At 43.0% G+C, this 16,449-nt stretch carries 14 protein-coding genes; 9 read left to right on the forward strand and 5 right to left on the reverse strand.

Annotated elements, in window-relative coordinates:
* Positions 1-358 precede the first annotated feature (358 nt).
* The 5 genes from J8L84_RS14255 to J8L84_RS14275 all read left to right on the forward strand — a co-directional run bounded on the left by J8L84_RS14255 (position 359) and on the right by J8L84_RS14275 (position 5,632).
* Entirely contained in the window at positions 359-1,648 is a 1,290-nt protein-coding gene (locus J8L84_RS14255) for an MATE family efflux transporter (protein WP_282100451.1), read from the forward strand.
* 28 nt (positions 1,649-1,676) lie between these two features.
* Positions 1,677-3,692, forward strand: coding sequence for an excinuclease ABC subunit UvrB (gene uvrB, locus J8L84_RS14260; RefSeq protein WP_211071263.1), 2,016 nt, complete (start codon positions 1,677-1,679; stop codon positions 3,690-3,692).
* Positions 3,693-3,863: 171 nt separating this feature from the next.
* The gene (locus tag J8L84_RS14265) at positions 3,864-4,790 is read left to right on the forward strand and encodes a LysR family transcriptional regulator (RefSeq protein ID WP_057793076.1); all 927 of its coding nucleotides are present in this window, start codon (positions 3,864-3,866) and stop codon (positions 4,788-4,790) included.
* Between the two features lie 99 nt (positions 4,791-4,889).
* A complete protein-coding gene (locus J8L84_RS14270; RefSeq protein WP_231518478.1) occupies positions 4,890-5,228 on the forward strand; it encodes a hypothetical protein in 339 nt (112 codons plus the stop codon).
* Positions 5,225-5,632, forward strand: coding sequence for a hypothetical protein (locus J8L84_RS14275; protein WP_211071264.1), 408 nt, complete (start codon positions 5,225-5,227; stop codon positions 5,630-5,632). The genes J8L84_RS14270 and J8L84_RS14275 overlap by 4 nt, the downstream gene beginning before the upstream one ends.
* A gap of 16 nt (positions 5,633-5,648) precedes the next feature.
* On the opposite strand, the gene queC is transcribed toward J8L84_RS14275, so the two are convergent.
* Complete coding sequence (queC, locus tag J8L84_RS14280; protein ID WP_013784947.1) at positions 5,649-6,305, reverse strand: 7-cyano-7-deazaguanine synthase QueC; 657 nt, start codon at positions 6,303-6,305, stop codon at positions 5,649-5,651.
* 117 nt (positions 6,306-6,422) lie between these two features.
* Between queC and queE the strand changes: the two genes are divergently transcribed.
* Together queE and J8L84_RS14290 are read left to right on the forward strand one after the other, a co-directional pair.
* Positions 6,423-7,073 carry a 7-carboxy-7-deazaguanine synthase QueE gene (gene queE, locus J8L84_RS14285; protein WP_211071280.1) on the forward strand — a complete coding sequence of 217 codons (651 nt, stop codon included), beginning with the start codon at positions 6,423-6,425 and terminating at the stop codon, positions 7,071-7,073.
* A 31-nt stretch (positions 7,074-7,104) separates the two neighbouring features.
* On the forward strand, positions 7,105-7,965 hold the full coding sequence (locus J8L84_RS14290; RefSeq protein ID WP_211071265.1) for an amino acid ABC transporter substrate-binding protein: 861 nt from the start codon (positions 7,105-7,107) through the stop codon (positions 7,963-7,965).
* A 117-nt stretch (positions 7,966-8,082) separates the two neighbouring features.
* Here J8L84_RS14290 and asnB read toward each other — a convergent pair whose 3' ends face one another.
* Entirely contained in the window at positions 8,083-9,756 is a 1,674-nt protein-coding gene (asnB, locus tag J8L84_RS14295; RefSeq protein ID WP_057793070.1) for an asparagine synthase B, read from the reverse strand.
* 391 nt (positions 9,757-10,147) lie between these two features.
* On the opposite strand from asnB, the gene J8L84_RS14300 reads away from it, so the two are divergent.
* A complete protein-coding gene (locus J8L84_RS14300; protein ID WP_013784943.1) occupies positions 10,148-10,930 on the forward strand; it encodes an RMD1 family protein in 783 nt (260 codons plus the stop codon).
* A 117-nt stretch (positions 10,931-11,047) separates the two neighbouring features.
* Here the strand turns inward: J8L84_RS14300 and J8L84_RS14305 are convergent, their stop codons facing one another.
* Positions 11,048-12,736 (reverse strand): M28 family metallopeptidase, encoded by a 1,689-nt coding sequence (locus tag J8L84_RS14305; protein ID WP_211071266.1) that lies wholly within the window; start codon positions 12,734-12,736, stop codon positions 11,048-11,050.
* A 69-nt stretch (positions 12,737-12,805) separates the two neighbouring features.
* Between J8L84_RS14305 and J8L84_RS14310 the strand changes: the two genes are divergently transcribed.
* The gene (locus tag J8L84_RS14310) at positions 12,806-13,690 is read left to right on the forward strand and encodes a DUF3025 domain-containing protein (RefSeq protein WP_211071267.1); all 885 of its coding nucleotides are present in this window, start codon (positions 12,806-12,808) and stop codon (positions 13,688-13,690) included.
* Positions 13,691-13,746: 56 nt separating this feature from the next.
* Here the strand turns inward: J8L84_RS14310 and J8L84_RS14315 are convergent, their stop codons facing one another.
* Both J8L84_RS14315 and J8L84_RS14320 read right to left on the reverse strand, forming a co-directional pair.
* Complete coding sequence (locus J8L84_RS14315) at positions 13,747-14,448, reverse strand: YIP1 family protein (protein WP_211071268.1); 702 nt, start codon at positions 14,446-14,448, stop codon at positions 13,747-13,749.
* Positions 14,449-14,683: 235 nt separating this feature from the next.
* On the reverse strand, positions 14,684-16,414 hold the full coding sequence (locus J8L84_RS14320) for an SLC13 family permease (RefSeq protein WP_211071269.1): 1,731 nt from the start codon (positions 16,412-16,414) through the stop codon (positions 14,684-14,686).
* Between the last annotated feature and the right edge of the window lie 35 nt (positions 16,415-16,449).

The raw sequence follows: 16,449 nt of genomic DNA on the forward strand, positions 1-16,449 counted from the left end.
TTAGCTATTAAAAAAGCGTTGTCAGTGACATCTTCGCCAATGTTCACGTTAAAACGTGTAAATTAGTCAATAGTATTAATTTTAACAATGCGCTGGTGTGAAAACCGGCACCTGATCTAGCCCAAACTTAGCTTGGTCGATTTAACATAGCCAATGTGGTCAGTCTCACATAGACTACTGTCAGCTTCTTGTTGTAAGGCAAGTTTAGTTATTTACGATAGCCACTTATTTATTAGCGCCAGTTATTTCTACCAATCAACTATTGAGAGGGTTTGTGAAAACAGACGAGTCCCCGAGCCGAACCGCGAATCTTTTAAACGGTGATATTCCTTCTACCCTAAAACGCATGACAATACCTATGATACTGGGCATGGTCATGATGATGAGCTTCGGGTTAATCGATACCTTCTTTGTCAGTTTATTAGGTACAGAACCTTTGGCTGCCATTAGTTTTACCTTTCCCGTCACCTTTACCGTTATAAGTTTGAATATTGGGTTAGGCATTGGCACGTCGGCTATTATCGGCAAACTGCAAGGCAGTGGCGAATTGAGCGAGTCAAAGAATTACGCGACTGGTTCACTAATGCTTTCTGCCTTATTGGTGGGTACGTTGGCGTTAATTGGTTACTTCACCATTGAACCTATATTTACATTGCTGAATGCCTCGCCAAGCTTATTACCTTATATAAGGGACTATATGGCCTTATGGTACGCATCGAGTATTTTTCTGTCGCTACCAATGGTGGGTAACAGTGTACTAAGAGCCTGTGGCGATACCCGAACCCCAAGTATTGTCATGGCAACCGTAGGTGGTTTAAATGCACTGCTCGACCCTTTGTTTATTTTTGGCGCAGGTCCGGTCCCCGCAATGGGCATTCAAGGCGCTGCGCTGGCTACGCTATTAGCGTGGATGGTGGGTGCTGCGTGGATACTTTATTTGTTGGCGGTTAAACGAAATCTAATTCTGCCTCGGTTACTTTCATTACTAGAGCTAAAAGCAATTAGCGGGGATATATTAAAAATAGGCCTGCCAGCCGCTGGGGCTAATATGCTTACGCCAATAGCCGGTGGTGTAATGACCGCGGTGGTGGCCGGTTATGGTGCTCAAGCTGTGGCGGCGTGGGGAGTAGGCAGCAGAATGGAGTCTATTGCCAGTATCGTGGTACTTGCACTTTCTATGACATTGCCACCCTTTATTAGCCAAAACGTTGGTGCAAATAGATTCGACAGAGTGCATAGCGCTTATATGGTGTCGTTAAAGTTTGTGCTTTTTTGGCAGTTATTCGTATTTGTTGTTATGTGGGTGTGTTCTGGCTGGATTGCCGTAGCCTTTACCAGTGAACCCGAGGTAAGCCGCCTCATTCAATTGTTTTTGATGATAGTGCCTTTAGGTTATGGCATGCAGGGTATTATTATTTTAACGAATTCTTCGTTAAATGCGATGCACCGCCCCTTGAGTGCATTGGCTTTGAGTGTTATCAGATTGTTTGTATTTTTTGTGCCAATAAGTATTGCGGGAAGCTACATTTTCGGTTTAACCGGATTGTATTGGGGAACGGTAGTGGCAAATATTGCCATGGCAACCGTATCTTTTGTCGTATTCAAAAATTCGCTCTCGGTATTTAAACAGGAACAACATGCTACTTAGGTGGCAAGGTAAATAAGGTATTTGATTAATGAGTAAAGGTTTTGAACTTCATTCAAGCTACAAGCCAGCCGGCGATCAACCTGCTGCTATAGAAACCCTAGTTGATGGGTTAGAAAGTGGCCTAGCAGCGCAAACCCTGTTAGGGGTTACCGGTTCGGGTAAAACTTTTACCATGGCGAATGTTATTAGTGAAGTTCAAAGGCCAACGCTGATTATGGCGCATAACAAAACCTTGGCGGCACAGTTATACGGGGAGATGAAAGATTTTTTCCCTAACAATGCGGTTGAGTATTTTGTTTCTTATTATGACTACTATCAGCCTGAAGCATACGTACCCAGTACCGATACGTTTATTGAGAAAGATGCTTCGATAAACGATCACATTGAGCAAATGCGTTTGTCTGCCACAAAAGCATTGATGGAGCGCCGAGATGTTGTGATTGTCGCAAGTGTGTCTGCTATTTATGGTTTGGGTGATCCCGAGTCGTATATGAAAATGCTTTTGCATTTGCGACAGGGCGATACCATGGATCAGCGCGATATTTTGCGCAGACTTGCCGAGCTTCAATATAAGCGCAACGATTTAGCCTTCGAACGGGGTACGTTTCGCGTGCGCGGCGATGTGATTGATATCTTCCCTGCAGACTCAGAAAAACAAGCAGTGCGCGTTGAGCTATTTGACGATGAGATAGATAAAATTAGTTTGTTCGATCCGCTAACAGGCGCAGTCGACAAATCAGTTGTGCGGGCAACGGTATTTCCGAAAACTCACTATGTTACCCCAAGAGAAAAAATCCTTGATGCCATTGAGCATATAAAGGGGGAGTTGAAGTCTAGAAAGGCGCAGCTGCTAGAAATTAATAAGTTAATCGAAGAACAGCGAATTTCTCAGCGTACTCAATTTGATATTGAGATGATGATGGAGCTTGGTTATTGCTCGGGCATAGAAAACTATTCTCGTTATCTATCGGGTCGCGCACCTGGTGAGCCGCCCCCAACCTTATTAGATTACTTTCCTGCTGATGGCCTTATGTTCATTGATGAATCCCACGTAACGGTTTCTCAAATTGGTGCCATGTATAAAGGGGATCGCTCTAGAAAAGAAACCTTGGTGGAATATGGGTTCCGTTTACCATCAGCACTAGATAACCGCCCACTTAAATTCGAAGAATTTGAGCAAATTTGCCCACAAACGGTATACGTATCGGCCACTCCCGGTGAGTACGAACTTAAAAAGACCCATGGTGATATAGTAGAGCAAGTGGTGCGCCCAACAGGGTTATTAGACCCCATTATTGAAGTGCGCCCCGTCGCTACCCAAGTGGATGACGTATTATCGGAAATTCACAAGCGAGTGGCGCTTGATGAAAGGGTACTTATTACTACGCTCACTAAGCGTATGGCCGAAGATTTAAGTGAATACTTAAATGAGCATGGCGTTAAAGTGCGGTATTTGCATTCCGATATCGACACGGTAGAACGCATTGAGATTATTCGCGATTTGCGTATTGGTAAGTTCGATGTGCTGGTGGGGATTAACCTGCTTCGTGAAGGCCTCGATATGCCTGAAGTTTCTTTGGTGGCGATTTTAGATGCCGACAAAGAAGGCTTTTTGCGAGCAGAGCGCTCACTTATTCAAACCATAGGTCGAGCCGCACGTCATATTAACGGGCGCGCCATTTTATATGGCGATAAAATCACCAAGTCTATGAAAAAAGCCATGGATGAAACTGAACGCCGCCGTGAAAAACAGGTTGAGTACAACAAAGCCAATAATATAACGCCGATGCGTTTGAATAAGCCGATTACCGATATTATGGATTTGGGCGAGGGTGCTCATCCTGCCTCCGGTAAAGTAAGGCTTCGCAAAGTAGAAGAGAAGAAGAAACAGAAGAAAGCGGCAAGTTCGACAGAGTTAATGGAGCAAATTTCCGAGCTTGAAAAGCAGATGTTTGAATATGCCAGAGAGCTTGAATTTGAAAAGGCAGCTTCCTTAAGAGATGATGTAGAAGCACTTCGTAAACAGGTTGTTGCACTGTCTTAATAAACCAACTAAACGTTCTTGATGGTAAAACAATCTCAGCAATTTTGTTTCAGTCGTTTATAACAGTTTGTTTAGAGCAGAAATTCGCCTTAAATTGTCGTTGTAATCAGGGCGCCAGTTGCATATAGTTGATACTTAAGTATCTATAACTATACCTATAATGGTGCCTTTATGCTGAATCGTCTTCAAGAGTCGGATATTAAGTTGTTACGCGTGTTTTATGCAGTAGCAAGTTGTAATGGTTTTACTGCTGCAGAACCCGTGTTGCGTATGCAACGTCCTAATATCAGTGCTGCAATTAAGAAGCTTGAAGAACGTCTCGATTTAGTATTATGCCACCGGGGTCGTGGTGGCTTTCAAATGACGAAAGAAGGCGAAGTGGTTTTTCAGGAAACCAAGCGTATTTTTAACGCCTTCGATAATTTTGTGTTTAATTTGAAATCATTACACGACGACTACTCAGGTCACATTACGCTAGTTCTTATGGCTGGCCTGCCGCTTTCAATGCATTTAGCAGTGAGTAAAGCGGTTAAAAGTACCATGAAAAAGTTTGATGATATTCACGTTAATATCCAAACCCGTTTATATAATGAAGTAGAGCATGTTGCCTTATCCGGAGAATGCCATTTGGTGGTATCGACTTACGATATGGTAAAACCCGAATCTGTGACTTTCCATCCTATCGGGATCACCACAGATGGGCGTTTGTATTGTTCACCTACACACCCGTTAGCGAAATACCGTGATACTGCGTTGCCTGAAAATATAAAAATTGAAGATTATCCGGCCATTGGTATTTCTGGTTTATCATCGGCAAACTACATTGATAATGAGTCTCGTCTTGCCATTCAAACCTTTTCAGACTCTTTCGATGCCGCAATGTCTGCCATTATGACGGGTGAGTATATCGGTTTATTGCCAGACTACATGGCCAAAGAGCAGGGCGCAGCGCTAGGGTTAGTGCCTATTGCCAATGGCAGCTTGTATAACTTTAGCCATGATTTGTTTGTAATGAATGGTAAGAACACGCGATTAAATCCCGTGTTACGACACTGCATTAAGGAACTCACTTACTTTATAGGCGAAAGTCAAAAGTAGGTACGCGCAAATCAAATACTGTATGAAAACGCCTTGTGAAAACAGGGCGTTTTTCGTTTCACCCAAAAGGAATGGTTTATTTTCTTTCTAGTTAAATTAGTGTCGTTCTTTTTCGGAACGTATTTGTGCTTTTCACTGCATCATCATTTTGATGTACCCGTGGTATTGGCTGCCGCCTTTACTGGTTTGGTTGGCAGTTTTTGGCATTGGCCTAAAAAGTATGGCAATCACCCACAAGCTGCTATTTATGCTGGAGCCTTCGCGGGTATGTGTTCAAGTGCCATTATTACTGGGTGGGAAGCGCTAGTATTTATTTCTGTTGTAGGGGCTGGGGTATATACCCTTACACGCAATATATTCGAAGGTTTTGGTGGTCGGCTAGGGGCTATTGCATTTACCGCAGTCAGTAGCCTTATTCTTCTAAGGGCGTTGTTTTGACGGCGTTATTAGTTGTTTTAATTACCCTTGCCGGTGCATTCACCACCTACCGGTTAGCGAAGCTACGAAGGTTTAATGTAATTCGAGCGTCCAGTTTACTCACAATTTTATTTTACTTTTCAGTGCTACTTATCGAGAACGTGCTAATGAGCGAAAGTCGTTCATCAGAAACCGCTGAATTTTGGGCAACCGTATTTTTCGGGGGAAGTTTTGTAGGTATGAGTGCACCGCATCGGTTTTCGTATTACTTGCTCACGATTTCGTCGTTATGCTTTGCCATCATTTTTATGGTGCTACTGCCGCTACTAGAAGGGATTGGGGGAGCACTTGGGTGTAGCGCTTTTATTTCGGTGGCGATAAGCCACTCATTACGCATGATGGTGAATAAGCTAAAAGGCGCCTGAGTAGGCGCCAAATCGATTATTCGTAGCTAAGTGGGTCAGTACAGTGATTTTCTCTGAAAGCTTCTAAGCGCTCTTCACAGGCACCGCATTTACCACACGCTTTCTCTCTTCCGTTGTAACATGTCCATGTTTCGCCGTAGTCTAAGCCCATTTTTAACCCGTCAGTTAAAATTGCCGTTTTACTGTCTTTAATATAAGGCGTCACAATTTCAACAGGGGTGTAGTTAGCAATACGACAAACATCACTCATCTTTTCCACAAACTCAGGGCGACAGTCTGGGTAAATAGCATGATCGCCCGAATGAGCGCCGTAATACACTTCATTTGCTTCTAAACTTACCGCATATCCCACCGCTAACGACAGTAAAATCATATTACGATTAGGCACAACGGTTTGCTTCATGCTGGGCTCTTCGTAATGCCCTTCTGGTACATCGATATCAGAGGTTAGTGATGAGCCACCTATTAAGCTATTAATAGCGCTAATATCCACAATTTTGTGAGGCACGTTTAACGATTTACACACCGCTGCCGCATAATCTAATTCTTTTTTATGGCGCTGACCATAATCAAAAGAAAGGGCGTGAACGGTCTTACCATCACGTAAGGCTTTATGTAAAACAGTGAATGAGTCCATTCCACCTGAATAGATAACAACAACGTTTTCTGACATAGTTTTAAAGTTTTGAGAAATTATGCCCGAATTTTATGTGATCCTTGGTAAAATCGAAACATACAATCGTTAAAGGGTGACATTTTGTCGAAATTAATCACGCTGAACATCAATGAAATGTTCGAAACCATCCAAGGAGAAGGGGCACATACCGGTATCCCGTCTATCTTTGTTCGCTTACAAGGATGTCCTGTGGGTTGCCCATGGTGTGATACCAAACATACCTGGACGCTGAATAACGCCTTGGTGACCACGGCACAACAAGTTATTGATAAGACCAACGAGTCTGAGCATTTTTTTGAAATCGATGAAAACAAGTTGTTGTCGCTGTTTTCTGAACAAGGTTATGTGGCAAAGCATGTGGTTATCACCGGTGGTGAGCCATGCATGTATGATTTGCGCCCGCTTACCACACTGTTACATGACAACGGCTTTTCCACGCAAATAGAAACGAGTGGCACTTATGAAGTGTTGTGTGATGATAGGACTTACGTGACGGTCTCGCCTAAAATCAATATGAAAGGGGGGATGCCGGTTTTGTTAAGCGCCCTTGAGCGTGCGAATGAAATAAAACATCCTATTGCCATGCAAAAACACATTGATGAGTTAGATGCGCTGCTAGCCGATGTCTCTTCGTTAGCAGGTAAGCAGGTTTGTTTACAGCCGATAAGTCAGCAACCAAGGGCGACCGAACTTGCAGTACAAACCTGCATAGCCCGTAATTGGCGACTATCCTTACAAACACATAAATATATTGGTATAGAATAAATTACATAAGCGTGAGCAAAGGAGTTCGATAATGGCGTTGAAGTATGTAAAAACGGCACTGCTTTTGTGTTCGTTGTTTGTAGCAACACAAAGTGCCGCGGCATTGTGGACAATTAACTACCCCAAACCGCTAGATGACTCTGACGCTCGCGCCGAATACCCCATTGCCTTGCTTAAACTTGCCCTTGATAAAACGGGTGTAAATTACGAGTTATTGCCATCAGATCGCATTCTTTTGTCTTCAAAGGCATTGCGTCAACTGCGTGAAAATCGTGAAGTGAACGTGGTGTGGAGCATGACGGACAGCCAACGTGAAAAAGATCTTCTCCCTATTCGAATTCCCATTGCGAAAGGACTCATTGGTCTTCGGGTATTTGTTATCAATGTAGATAGGGAAGCGGAGTTTGCGCGGGTTTCATCGAAAAATGAATTAATGAACTTTACACCACTTCAAGGTGAGGAATGGCCAGACACTAAAATACTGCAAGCCAACGGCTTTAATGTTGCCACGGTGCCGAATTTCAAAGATGCCTATTCGTTATTACTGCAAAACAAAGGGGATTTCTTTCCTCGCTCGGTCATAGAGGTATCAGCTGAACTTGACGGGCGATCGGCATCGCTTAAATTAGAACCTGATATGGCAGTTTATTATCCAACTGCCATGTACTATTTCGTTAATAAGAGTAACCCAACGTTAGCACGGCTAATTGAAACAGGCTTGAATCGTGCAATTAAAGACGGCTCTTTTGAAGCGTTATTTAAATCTTCTAATGAAGCAATTTTAGAGCAGTTAGACATCAAAAACAGACGAATCTATACGCTTGATAACCCCTTATTACCGCCTGAAACGCCGTTAGCCGATGAGCGGCTTTGGTACGTAATTGATCGGTAGAGTATGGCTTACAATTCGCTGTAGACTTTTTCTACACCCCTTACAGAACATATATAGAACTCATAAAAAAACGCGGCAAGAGCCGCGTTTTTTATTTAAAAGTTCAGGTGACTAGAATTAGTCAGAGGCACCAGAGTGCACGTCTTTCATTGAACGACCTGAAGGATCGGCATTGTTCTTAAAGCTTTCATCCCACTCAAGCGCTTCAACCGTACTGCAGGCAATAGATTTGCCACTAGGTACACAACGTGCCGCACTTTCTTGAGGGAAATAACCTTCGAAGATAGTACGGTAGTAGTAACCTTCTTTGGTATCTGGTGTGTTCACTGGGAAGCGGAACTCAGCAGAAGCAAATTGTTGGTCAGATACTTCGTTCTCTACGAAATCACGGATAGAATCAATCCAAGAATAGCCTACGCCATCACCGAACTGTTCTTTTTGACGCCATAGCACTTCGGCAGGCAGAGTATCGCCGTTGTCGAACGCTTTACGTAAAATCCATTTTTCCATTTTACCATCAAGACACATTTTATCTTGTGGGTTTAAGCGCATGGCCACGTCGATAAAGTTTTTATCTAGGAATGGAACACGGGCTTCAACACCCCATGCTGAAGTTGCCTTGTTCGCACGAGCACAATCGAACAAGTGAAGACGATCTAGTTTACGTACCGTTTCTTCGTGGAACTCTTTCGCATTTGGCGCTTTGTGGAAGTATAAGTACCCACCAAAAATTTCGTCAGCACCTTCACCAGACAATACCATCTTAATACCCATGGCTTTAATCTTACGGGTCATTAGGTACATTGGCGTTGCCGCACGAATGGTAGTGGTATCGTAGGTTTCTAGGTGGAAAATCACGTCACGAATGGCATCAAGCCCTTCTTGAATAGTGAAGTGAATTTCGTGGTGTACAGTACCAATCATATCGGCCACTTTCTTAGCAGCTTTCAAATCTGGTGCACCTTCAAGACCTACCGCGAAGCTATGCAGGCGAGGCCACCAAGCTTCTGTTTTATCTTCGTCTTCAACACGTTTTGCAACGTACTTAGCTGCAATTGCAGAGACTAATGATGAGTCCAAACCGCCTGATAATAATACTGCGTATGGTACGTCTGACATCATGTGAGACTTCACTGATTTTTCAAACGCTACACGTAAATCGTCAAGGTTAGTGGTGTTGTCTTTTACTGCATCGTATTCCATCCAATCACGCTTGTAATACTTCGTGATTTGACCGTCTTTACTCCACAGGTAATGCCCTGGAGGAAATTCGCTGATGGTTTTACAAATTGGGGCCAACGCTTTCATTTCTGAAGCAACGTAGAAGTTGCCGTGCTCATCGTAACCTGTGTATAGAGGAATAATCCCCATATGGTCGCGAGCAATTAGATAAGCATCTTGTTCGTCATCATAAAGAACAAATGAGAACATACCTTCTAATTCATCAACAAAGCTCACACCTTTTTGTTGAAATAGCGGAAGAATAACTTCGCAATCTGAGCGAGTTTTAAACGGATAAGGTTCTGCTAAATCATCAGCGAGTTGCTTATGATTATAAATTTCGCCATTTACGGCTAAAACTTGTTTGCCATTTTGGCTGATAAGCGGCTGAGCGCCGGTGTCCACATCAACAATAGCCAATCTTTCGTGACAAAGAATGGTATTGTCATTATTCCAGATTCCCGACCAGTCAGGGCCACGGTGGCGCAATAATTTTGTTAATTCGAGGGCTTGGGTTCTGAGTTCAGACACATCGGTTTTGATATCAAGGATACCGAAAATACCACACATAAAACGGATTCTCTCTGTTCACTTGTTGAAAAATAATTGAGGTTTTTTCTGTCGGGTACTCGCGAACGAGTTGGCGAAGGTATTGTTGTTTTTTTTAATCGCGCTTTCGCATGCCTTGAATGTGCCAGTCTGACAGGAAATTGCAAGTACAATATGATGAGAAAATGGAAATTGTTATTCCAAAACTCGTGGTTCTTGGGTGAAAGTTTAGCTGTTAGTAGGTGCAACAGAAAAAAGGTAGTGCAAATAGTAGGCAGAATGCAGTATTATCTCACTATATCTATATCAAAATATATTTTATAACTTACTGATAATAAATAATTTATATTTGTATCTCTTTACCTCCTTTGAGCGCATAATCTGCCGGTTTTTTCAACACCTGGTAAAGGGTATGCAATTTTCAAACGACCGAGTTTCGGTATATGTTATTCCTGATGTAGATAGCCTTCAAATGGACGCAAGTGTTCAGGGTTCGCGCTATCGTGATGCCATGCACATTGAAGTGACAGGCGGTGAAGCTTGGCTTTTCGAGTATGGTGTGGTGGTTTTTTGGGGCGTGGTAGAAGAAGAGCGTGTTGCCTTATTAAATAGGTTACAGGTGAGCCCTAAATTATTGTCTGGTATTCACCAAGAGCATCTACAATTTGCGTTTACAAGCGATGTGCTTAGGCTGCAACGGGACCTAATAACCCTATCGATTGACGATCCATTACTTCGGCTATCAATCAGCCATGGGTTAGCCCAGTCAATTAAGCTCAATGAATACGAGCATAAAGCGCAAGATACGATTACTCGCTATGCGTATTTGCCGAAAGCGTTGGCCGAAACGGGCAAGATAACGTTACGTCGCCCCGCGTTGGCAAAAATACGTGGGCACTTGTTTAGTACCAAAAGTGACATCTTTTTGCATTACGGGTTGCTTGATACGCCAGAGTTCTTTTGGGAATACCCCGAATATGAACATGCTTATAATGCCACGGCGCGATATTTAGATATTCGCCCTAGGGTAGATGTGCTTTCAAACAAGCTAAATGTTATTCATGAGCTGTTCGAGATGCTAGCGGAAGAATTAAATCATAAACATTCATCGTTCTTGGAATGGATAATTATTATCTTGATTGCGTTTGAAATAGCAACCTTTGGGGCTGAAGAGCTGAAAGGGTTGTTCATGTAAGAAGCACGATATAACGCGCATTGTTAATAGCAATAATTAGCAATAAATAGCAATAAATAAGCCCTGTTTTAACAGGGCTTATTTTTATTACATGTTTGTGTTATCTGAGTCTAAAACTCAATTATTACGCTGAAACTCGCTGGTTTCTTTCCAGGATGGCCACTGCTTAGCGTTAGCAACGTTAAAACCTACATCGAATAATAATTGGGTGTCTTGCACAATGCCGCTTAAATCCCAATCGTCACGGTATTGGTCACACACTTGGTGATAACATCCCGTGACAATTACATTCATACGTTTACGGTATTTAGCCGTTGCCTCGTCAGCAGGCTCATTACCCCCTTCTGCATAAAGTGCAGGCACGCCTTTTTTCGCAAAGCTGAAATGATCTGAGCGATAGTAATAACCTGCTTCCGGGCGGTCTTCCTGAGTGAGGGTTCTACCTTGTTTATCAGCAGCAGTTTTAAGGTAATCTTCTAAGTCTGACTTACCCATACCTACCACGGCAACGTTCTTAGTCTTCCCAAGTACGTTCATGGCATCCATATTGATATTGGCTACCGTATCTTCCAATGGGATAACGGCGTTATCTGCATAGTATTTACTGCCCAACAAACCTTGTTCTTCGGCTGTTACTATTAAAAACGATACAGAACGCTTCGGCGCAATATCTAAGTTAGCATAGGCTTTAGCCATTGCCAAAATAGCAGCGCTTCCTGTGGCGTTATCGTGTGCACCATTGTAAATATTGTCGCCTTCTTTGGTTTCATCTTTTCCTAAATGATCCCAGTGCGCGGTGTAAATAACATGCTCGTTTGGTAGCTCTGAGCCAGGTAGCGTGGCAATAACATTGTGACTTTCAGATTTTTTAAACGTGTTTTGCACGGTTACCGATGCATTAATATCCATTGCTTTATGATAAGGCCCAAGCTTGGCTTGGTTCTTTTCTTCTTGAAAATTAAAGCCTGCATCTGCGAACACTTTTTCAGCGGCGCTTAACGTTAACCAACCTTCAACAGCAACACGACTAGCACCTTTGTCTTTAGATACTAACCCATACTGTGGGCCACTCCAGCTATTCGCTACTACTGACCAACCGTAAGAGGCTGGGGCGGTTTCGTGAACAATTAGCGCGCCAGCAGCGCCTTGACGGCTAGCTTCTTCATACTTGTAACTCCAGCGGCCATAGTAGGTCATCGTCGTGCCTTGGAACTTTCCGCTCTCAGGGTTTTCGAAACCTGGATCGTTCACCAATATCACTACGGTTTTGCCGGTAACATCTAAGCCTTCATAATCGTTCCAGTCGTATTCAGGTGCGTTAACACCGTAGCCAACAAATACCAGTTCTGAATTCTCAAGTGATACGGTTTCTTGCTCGCGCTTAGATGACGCAACCATGTCTTCTTTATACGAAAAGCTATTGTCACCAATTGTCATGGTCATTTCAGGGTTAGCGCTAATTTCCATTAATGCTACTTTCTGAAGGTAGCTATCGCCGTTACCCGGTGACAACCCTGCTTTTTCAAATTCTCGAGTGAGATAATCCAGCGTTTTTGTTTCACCGATGGTGGTGGGCAAGCGGCCTTCAAATTCGTCAGATGACAGTATTTTTAATGGTTCGCGAATATCTGCATCTGAAATGCTGGCGTAAACTGAGTCGAAGTTCGAAGCAATTTCATTTGTTTGGTTTTGCGTTTCTGATTGCGCAGTGTCGTTATCAAGCGCGTTGTCAGGCGCGTTATTGGGGCTGCAAGCACTTACCGCTGATACGGCAGTTACCAGCAAGGGCAAAAACATTTTTTTCATTGTTAGTCTCTGTTTGCTCTACAATACCGCCCAGTATAGAGAAAACCTTAAGATGAACCAATATTAAGTATGCCAATACCTGTTACTCCTTGGTGTAAACACCATATTCAAGATAATGCGTCTTTACCAGTACATACACTGTTGAATGAATTCATGTTATTAGACGACACTGTTTTTCCTAGCGCTGCAAGGATTAACCATTTACGTGAAGCATTTCAGCCCCAATGGCAGGGCCCTGTGTTTGTAGCGCAAGGGGATCTTGATAAGCAAAGTGACCCAAACCACAGTCGTTACTATGAAGAAATAATCGCGAGCGACAACAGTATACCCACTCGTGAAAATAGCTGGCATGATTTGTTCAATGCGCTTATCTGGATTCAATTTCCCGCCACAAAAGCGTTATTGAATACCCTGCACATGCAAGATATTGCACACCATGGCACACACCCAAGAACTGAGCGACGAAACCGCATTACGCATTTTGATGAATGCGGCGTGGTACTCGCGCTGGAAGAAGGGGATGCTTATAAATCAAACATGTTGCTGAATATGTTAGCCCAACATCAATGGCAGGATAGCTTTTTAACCCATAGGCACGAGTGGGGAACTCACATAACCCCCTTTATTTTCGGGCATGCAAACCTTGAAATGATGCTTTCGCCTTTTATCGGGCTTACGGGGAAGTGGTTGGCAGTGAGTGTGCCTAAAGGGTTTAGTGGTATGAATCAATGGCAACAACGCCAAGAGGTAGACAAATCATTGGTGAAACGTATCACTGAGCTTGATGCGTTTAACCAATCTCCGCTACTAAAACCTATTCCTTTGCTAGGTGTACCAGGGTGGTACGAAGAACAAGATGAAAATTTCTATAACAATAGCGAGTACTTTAGGCCTTTGAGGCCGGGAGCAAAACCTTCTATTCAGTTACCGCTTTTCGACATATCAACGGTTTGAACTCACTTCCTACACCAAGCTTAGGTGTAAGAAGTGAATTGAAAATGGTGTAGAGCTTAAATAAGTGCGAAAACACCCCAAATACCGTAAATCACAGCGTAGGGTGCGGAAGCAATAATTGCTGCCTTTTTCGTAGAGAATGAGGTCCATTGAGTGATGCCTACCATCGTAAGGTAGATGGTCCAAAACAACTCAACGCGAATAGCTTGGGCAAACGCGAACCATGGTGATGTCATTTCAATACCTAGTATGTAAGAAAGTGACAGGGGAGCAAGTATGGCAGGGGATATTTGGTGATCGCCCGCAAACATAATAAGTGCAGCAGCAATAAGACCCGTTACCACGTAAGGCATAGATACCCACCACGTAAAGCCATACCAATCCGTAAAGCCGAAAACATGACTGTCGTCACTGCGTGTTGTTAAATTTAAATAAACGGCAAAAATAGCGTTCACCACGGTAAGTGCAAAGAATGCACCTATTAACTGGGAAAGCATGAGGGTGTTTCTAGTGAAGAAGGCGCGCATTTGGTCTTCTTCTGCCGGACTCATTGCATCTTGAGCGGCAATGTTAATATTTGCAAACCATTCAATATCAACGAAGTTTACGTACAAATATTGAGATGCCAACGTTATCATCATAACAATAATAAAAGGAAACCAACTCCAGTTGTTTTTTTCACCAACAGCTTTAAATACGCCATTAGGCCGAAAGAATATATCGTTACACGCTTGAAAGGGGTTTGATACTGAATGCATCCGTTGCTCCGAGATAAAATATTATATTAGTTTTGTTTAGGTTACTGATATAGCGAAGCTAAGTACAGGCGCTGCTTAAAGAACTGTACCTGTTTTTAGTAAAAACTTGTGTCGAATGCGTAGTAGAGGGACTTATTTGTGCTTACAGTAATGCCGCAAATATAAAAAAGGCCAGTATTGGATAAATACTGGCCCTTTAATGACGACTATACCTCGTCAATCGCGTGCTTACCTGTTAATGACTTAGATACGTTAAGTTCAATAAGCAGAGCACGATAGCGCTATACAGTAACGAGATAGGTAACCCTATTCGAATAAAGTGGCTAAATTTATAATTAGCGGCATTAAATACCAATAAGTTAGTTTGGTATCCAAACGGCGATATAAAGCTAGCACTTGCCGCAAAGGCAACCGCCAATGCGAATGGCATAAGCGGTGCGCCTATGATTTCAACTAGTCCATAAGCAAAAGGGAACATAAGCGCAGCAGCTGCGTTATTGGTCACAAATTCCGTTAAAAGTAAGGTAGTCAAATACACCACGATTAACGCAATAAACCAGTCGGTGTCGGCTAAGTAGGGAATTAACTGCGCAGTAGAAATGGCAATAACCCCTGAAGACTCTAACGACGTGGCTAAGCTTAATGCTCCAACAATCACGATAATTAGGTTGAGCGGTAAATTTCGCTTCATCTCACCGTTGTTTGTTACCTTAGAACCAATCAATACGGCAGCTAAAAATAGCAGACCCATCGCGAGTGAAATAATATCAGCCGCGGCTAACGTCACCACAGTTAGAAACCCGCCAAGGGTTATCCATTCCTGTTGGTTGGTTAGCGGGCGAGAGATTTTTTGCTCAGACAATATAAAGAAGTTTTTACTTAAATTTTGTCGAGTATTGAAATCTGGCCCAGCGGCAAGTAATAGAAAATCACCTGCTTTCAGTTTTATTTCACCCAACTTACCTGACAGCTGCTCGCCGTCACGACGAATAGCCACTACGGCCGAATCGAACAATGCTCTAAAACCGAGGTTTTTGATGGTTTGCCCGATAATTTGAGCGCGGTTTGCTACCACCACTTCGGTTAAGCTTTCTCGCAAAATGCCGTCGGTTTCAGCAAAGGTGGTTAACCCTTTTATGTGGCTTAAGTTATCAAGCTTTTGGACATTGCCAGTAAAGATAAGTTTATCGTTTTCTGCAATCACTAAGTCGGGGCCAACGGGAGAAATTAGATTCCCGTCGCGAACTACTTCAACCAAAAATAATTCAGGTAAATTACGAAGGTGGTTTTGCTCAACGGTTTTGCCAATGAGTTCTGAACCTGAATTCACCTTCGCTTCAACCATGTACTCTTGGTAGTTGTCATTCTTGTTTGCAATATTAGGCAGTAATGGCGTAAGCACAAACATGAGTACGCCACAGCTTAAACCGGCAACTAGCCCATACAGTGTGAAGTCAAAAAAGTTAAAACCAGGATGACCATGCTCTTGTAAAAAGCTATCTACAATCAGGTTAGTCGAGGTACCAATTAAGGTAACTGTTCCACCGAGTATGGCAGCATAAGAAAGCGGAATAAGTAAGCGGGAGGCAGGGTGGTATTGGTTTTGTTTAATGGGCCCTATAAGGCTGGCCACTATAGCGGTATTGTTTAACAACGCGGATGACACAAAGGTAAGTGAAAACAGTTTCCAATACGACTTAGAAAAACTTGTACTAACGAGTTTTCTACCAATACGCTTTATTAACGCAGTTTTGTCTATTGCACTACTGACGAGCAGCAGCAAGACAAGGGTGATTAACCCTTTGTTGGTTAGGTTCAACAAAATGTCATCAAGTGACAATTGTTGTGAAACCAATAGTAATAACACGGCGCCTGAAAAAACAGTAGACGGGCGCTGATTTGAAAAAATCAGCGCAAAAATCGTGGGGGGGGAAAAAGCCCCCCCCCGTAAAAGGGTTATATTCAAATATTTTTAAGCGGTGGGGTTTTAACAAGTTGGGC

Source organism: Alteromonas sp. MMG017, assembly GCF_018100795.1.
Taxonomy (GTDB): Bacteria; Pseudomonadota; Gammaproteobacteria; order Enterobacterales; family Alteromonadaceae; genus Alteromonas.

What these genes read in the sequence shown, in the direction of transcription:
- J8L84_RS14300 (WP_013784943.1), top strand. Translation starts at nt 10,148, where the DNA reads ATGCAATTTTCAAACGACCGAGTTTCGGTATATGTTATTCCTGATGTA.
- asnB (WP_057793070.1), bottom strand. Translation starts at nt 9,756, where the DNA reads ATGTGTGGTATTTTCGGTATCCTTGATATCAAAACCGATGTGTCTGAA.
- J8L84_RS14315 (WP_211071268.1), bottom strand. Translation starts at nt 14,448, where the DNA reads ATGCATTCAGTATCAAACCCCTTTCAAGCGTGTAACGATATATTCTTT.
- J8L84_RS14305 (WP_211071266.1), bottom strand. Translation starts at nt 12,736, where the DNA reads ATGAAAAAAATGTTTTTGCCCTTGCTGGTAACTGCCGTATCAGCGGTA.
- J8L84_RS14290 (WP_211071265.1), top strand. Translation starts at nt 7,105, where the DNA reads ATGGCGTTGAAGTATGTAAAAACGGCACTGCTTTTGTGTTCGTTGTTT.
- J8L84_RS14265 (WP_057793076.1), top strand. Translation starts at nt 3,864, where the DNA reads ATGCTGAATCGTCTTCAAGAGTCGGATATTAAGTTGTTACGCGTGTTT.
- J8L84_RS14255 (WP_282100451.1), top strand. Translation starts at nt 359, where the DNA reads ATGATACTGGGCATGGTCATGATGATGAGCTTCGGGTTAATCGATACC.
- J8L84_RS14310 (WP_211071267.1), top strand. Translation starts at nt 12,806, where the DNA reads ATGCCAATACCTGTTACTCCTTGGTGTAAACACCATATTCAAGATAAT.
- uvrB (WP_211071263.1), top strand. Translation starts at nt 1,677, where the DNA reads ATGAGTAAAGGTTTTGAACTTCATTCAAGCTACAAGCCAGCCGGCGAT.
- queE (WP_211071280.1), top strand. Translation starts at nt 6,423, where the DNA reads ATGTTCGAAACCATCCAAGGAGAAGGGGCACATACCGGTATCCCGTCT.
- queC (WP_013784947.1), bottom strand. Translation starts at nt 6,305, where the DNA reads ATGTCAGAAAACGTTGTTGTTATCTATTCAGGTGGAATGGACTCATTC.